This window comes from Faecalibacterium sp. An77 (assembly GCF_002161315.1).
Lineage (GTDB): Bacteria > Bacillota > Clostridia > Oscillospirales > Ruminococcaceae > Faecalibacterium.
This window is the reverse complement of the sequence record NZ_NFHK01000086.1, coordinates 1-4,038: the sequence shown is the minus strand read 5'-3', so window position 1 is coordinate 4,038 and position 4,038 is coordinate 1. Positions and strand designations below refer to the sequence as shown.

The 4,038-nt window shown below is 53.2% G+C and carries 3 protein-coding genes and 1 pseudogene; 2 read left to right on the top strand and 2 right to left on the bottom strand.

All coding sequences use genetic code 11. The features are described 5' to 3' along the window. A pseudogene (locus tag B5G28_RS14085) lies at positions 1-523 on the bottom strand (hypothetical protein); the annotation flags it as partial. Between the two features lie 7 nt (positions 524-530). Then, positions 531-1,406, bottom strand: a complete 876-nt coding sequence (locus B5G28_RS14080; RefSeq protein ID WP_087249818.1) for a hypothetical protein — start codon at positions 1,404-1,406, stop codon at positions 531-533. A 354-nt stretch (positions 1,407-1,760) separates the two neighbouring features. Here B5G28_RS14080 and B5G28_RS14075 point away from each other — a divergent pair, with 354 nt between their 5' ends. Beyond that, a complete protein-coding gene (locus tag B5G28_RS14075) occupies positions 1,761-2,363 on the top strand; it encodes a CHC2 zinc finger domain-containing protein (protein ID WP_242967647.1) in 603 nt (200 codons plus the stop codon). Continuing rightward, positions 2,360-3,700, top strand: coding sequence for a phage/plasmid primase, P4 family (locus B5G28_RS14070; RefSeq protein ID WP_087249815.1), 1,341 nt, complete (start codon positions 2,360-2,362; stop codon positions 3,698-3,700). The genes B5G28_RS14075 and B5G28_RS14070 overlap by 4 nt, the downstream gene beginning before the upstream one ends. Positions 3,701-4,038: the final 338 nt, after the last annotated feature.

Sequence of the window (4,038 nt, the reverse complement as noted above, 5' to 3'; positions counted from 1 at the left end):
AAGGCTCCGCATACTGCCGCTGGAAGCTCATAGTTTTTGCCATGGGTTCATCCATAAAGGTCATGGTCAGGGCAACCATCGTCCGGTCTCCAGAAACCTTCCAGGCGGATTCAATTCCCTGTTTCACCAGGTCCAGCTGGTCAAAGGGATAAAACAGAGCCAGATACCGGTCGGTGTCCATGGATTCCTCTTTGAGGAAATGATTCTTCGGCAGGTAAACCGCCTCATAGTCCATAAAGGCCGGCGTGGTGGGCAGAGCGGTCATCAGCCCCAACAAACCGTACCGGGTGACAAACTCCAGCACTGCCCGCTCCACTTCCACCGCCGCTCTGCGGCTCATCATCAGCATTCCAACATTCAGGGCGTCCAGCACGATGTCTGGAACCTCTTTAAGCGGGTTGTAAACCTCCGGCTTTGCGTCTTTGCCGGGGATGATGTACCGTTTGCCGTCCTTTGCCGTTTTCAGCTCGTAGTAATCGTACCGCACCCAATGAGAACGGGACCGCTCAAACAAGTTCTTCATTCTGCATTTATTCCCCCTCAGCCGTCCCTGTCGCCAGGGGCGGTTTTCCTTTTCTGCGGTTGTTCTTATTTTCCCGCCGAATCACAGTATCTTTGCCTTGTTCCTCTTCGAGGGCTAAATATTCCTCTATAAATTGGCGTTCCCGCAGGGTCAGACTTCTACCTCGCTCCCGTTTACTATGCAGGTAGTCAAACATCTGTCGTTGTAAGCCTTTATGAATGGTTTTCCGCAGTTTTCGGATGTTGCGGTCGGACTGCTCACGGGCTAAGGCAAGCTGGGTGGCACTCCACAGCCGCAGGGATAAAAAGTACAGGACTTCTTTGTGGTCATCGCTCAGTTCCTCAATCATACGCGAGATAAATGGATCGGCGGTCAGCTGGTGCATCTCATAAGGGCAGTTAAATAGGATATCCAGAAAGTTTCCGGCCATCATCTGCCGGTACGCCGTGTCATTCATCCACCTGGGGATAAGCTTGGGTTCTGAAACAGCCTGATAATCCAGCGGCAAGTCTCCCCGAAGGTGTTCGTAATTCCGTTCCCGGCGCTCCCGGTTCTGGTCCAGCTTGTCCCACTCCTTTATCACCACAGAAAAGTCCGCCTCAGTCCGGGCGGCTTCCTCCAGACGCCGAACCGCCTCCGCCCGGATTTCCCGTTTCAGCAGCTTTTCACTGGTCGGCGCGGCTTCTTCCTCCTCCGTCTCCAGCTCTACTTCATCATGGAGGGGGTGCTCGTCATGCTCCAGGGCGCTTTCCAGCTCGATCTGACGTTCCGCCGCCGCATCTCGTTCCAGCGCCTCATTCGTCAAACTGATGCTGGATTCATCGTCCCATCCAAACAAGTCACCTTCGATATCCAAAAGTTCATTCTTGTTCCGATACGCCATACCCCCACCTCACTCCAAAAAATTTTTTGAAAAATTTTAAAAATGGTTCCGTTTTGCACCCCGGATTTCTCCTATTAGTGAAAGGGTAGTTCCGAATCGGGTTACAGCCCATAACCGGGTTACAGTTTATGGAACTTTTTCTGATTATACATTGAAGGCCCTCTCGGGCTCAAGAAGAAAAAAGTCGAAAGGAGAAGTCAGGCTTTATTTTTTCGCAGAAGGAGGTATGGAACGAAATGTTACGCACCCAATTCACTCGTCAGGGACTCAGATGTACCCCGAAACGAGGTACACCTCTAACCACAGCAAAGTACTGTATCCCTGCCCATAAGATGCCAGCATAGCGAGGTGCAAATGAATCTTTTTAAAACCGTAAAGGAATCCGTTACTATCAAGCAGGCTGCAGCCCTGTACGGTCTGCCTACCACGACCACCTGGATGGTTCGATGCCCTTTCCATGAGGACCATACTCCCAGCATGAAACTGAACGACACTTATTACTACTGCTTTGGCTGCGGCGCCACTGGCGATGTCATTGACCTTACCGCCCAGTTGTTTGGTCTCAGCAGCTTCCAGGCAGCCCGGAAACTGGCCCAGGACTTCGGCCTCAGCCCGGACAAGCCCCCATCCGGTGCAATCTCTCTGCCCAAGTCACCCGCGGCCCCTTCAGACACTCAGAAAGAAGAAATCTTCTACTGTCTCCGGGTCCTCCACGACTACCGTGATCTTCTAACCCGATGGCAGACAGAGTTCGCTCCCCTATCCACGGAGGATCCGCTAGACGATCGCTTTGTGGAGGCTCTGCACATGCTGGCCGTTGTGGACGACCTCATTGATTGCCTGGCCTTCGGGCCTGCCTCCAAGAAGGCTGACGCCGCCAGGCATCTGCTGGGCGGCCAGCTTCTGCCTATGTTAGAATCCCGCCTCAATTCCCTGGATAGAAAGGAGGCTGCATGAAGAAAAATAAATACTGGCCCAGCTACAATGACCCGGTCTGGCTGGAAGAAGGCTTCCGGATCAATGAGTCAGTTTTCTGTGAGACCTTCATTTCGACCCACAAAATTGTTTTCTGCAATGGTTTCTTCTTCACCGAAGATGGCCGGGTGACGGACGAGATGCCTCTGCGGAGTACCATCTATGCGGAACTGAAGGACTACGCAAGCAACAACGTAGCCCGCAAGGTAGGCAGCATTCTGGACCTGCTGAAACTTTCTGCCCAGGTGGAGGACTTCCGGCCGGTCACCAACTGCATCCACCTGGCTAATGGTACCTTGAACTTGAACGGCAGCTTTCAGGAAGGAAAACCGGAAGTGGTCCGCAACCGGCTGCCGGTCAAATATAACCCCACAGCGGCCCAGCCCACTCACTGGCTGCGGTTCCTGTCTGACCTGCTCTACCCTGAGGATATCCCCACGGTTCAGGAGTTTATAGGTTACTGTCTCATTCCCAGTAACAAAGGACAGCGGATGATGGTCATCAAGGGACGGGGCGGCGAGGGCAAGAGTCAGATCGGCGTGGTGTTGTCCAAGCTGTTCGGTACCAATATGAAGGACGGCAGCATCGGCAAAATCTCTGAGAACCGCTTTGCCCGGGCTGACCTGGAACACATCCTGCTCTGCGTGGACGACGATATGCGGATGGAAGCCCTGCGGCAGACCAACTACGTCAAGTCTATTGTTACTGCCCAGGGGCAGATGGACCTGGAGCGTAAAGGCAAGCAGAGCTATCAGGGCTGGATGTACGCCCGGCTGCTGGCCTTCAGCAACGGAGATTTGCAAGCCCTGTACGACCGAAGTGACGGCTTCTACCGGCGGCAGCTGGTCCTGACCACCAAGGACAAGCCCGCTGACCGGGTAGACGACCCGGATATAGCCGAAAAGATGGCCGCCGAGGCCGAAGGGATTTTCCTGTGGGCCTTTGAGGGGTTGCAGCGTCTGGTCAAGAACGGCTTCAATTTTACCGAAAGCGACCGTGCCCGGCAGAACCGGGAGCTGGTCAAGCGGGACAACAATAACTTCTTCGATTTCATGGAGGCCGAGGACTATATCCGGCTCAAGGCAGATGCCTGCATCAGCTCCAAAGACCTCTATACCATTTATAAGATGTGGTGTGAAGAGAACAACCTGGTAGCCATGAAAGCCCGGAGCTTCAGCGATGCCGTGATTGCCAACCTGAAAAAGTACAACCTGGAGCACACCAACAATGTCGCCAACTCGGCAGGCCGCCGCGTATGGGGCTATCTGGGGATCGAAGCTCTCGTTCGGCCTGAGATGCCCTCTTCTTCCTGGGGATAAAACTGTATATGGGAAAACTTGGCCTTTTCGCTATGTACGTATGTACGAGGTCCGTACAGCGGTGCATAGTGCAAGGCCTTAAAGGGCATAACCGTTTGTTACTCCCTTGAAGTGGCTATGACCAAATTGGAGCTGTTGACAAATAGCGGAATCGTACAGACAAATCTGTTTCAAATTCGCTGTTTGTTGAAAAATAGCAAGAAAAAAGACGCCTGGTGAACTGAACCGCCCCATATTGTGCGGACAGTACAAAAAAGAGGCCTGCAAGGGGTAGAAGTAAACGAATCAAAGACTGGCCTGGCGAAGCGAGAGCGGAGCCAGGCCAGTCTTTGTCTGGA

Bases quoted from the DNA above. Each gene is read 5' to 3' on its own strand.
- B5G28_RS14080 (WP_087249818.1), bottom strand. From the start codon at position 1,406: ATGGCGTATCGGAACAAGAATGAACTTTTGGATATCGAAGGTGACTTG.
- B5G28_RS14075 (WP_242967647.1), top strand. From the start codon at position 1,761: ATGAATCTTTTTAAAACCGTAAAGGAATCCGTTACTATCAAGCAGGCT.
- B5G28_RS14070 (WP_087249815.1), top strand. From the start codon at position 2,360: ATGAAGAAAAATAAATACTGGCCCAGCTACAATGACCCGGTCTGGCTG.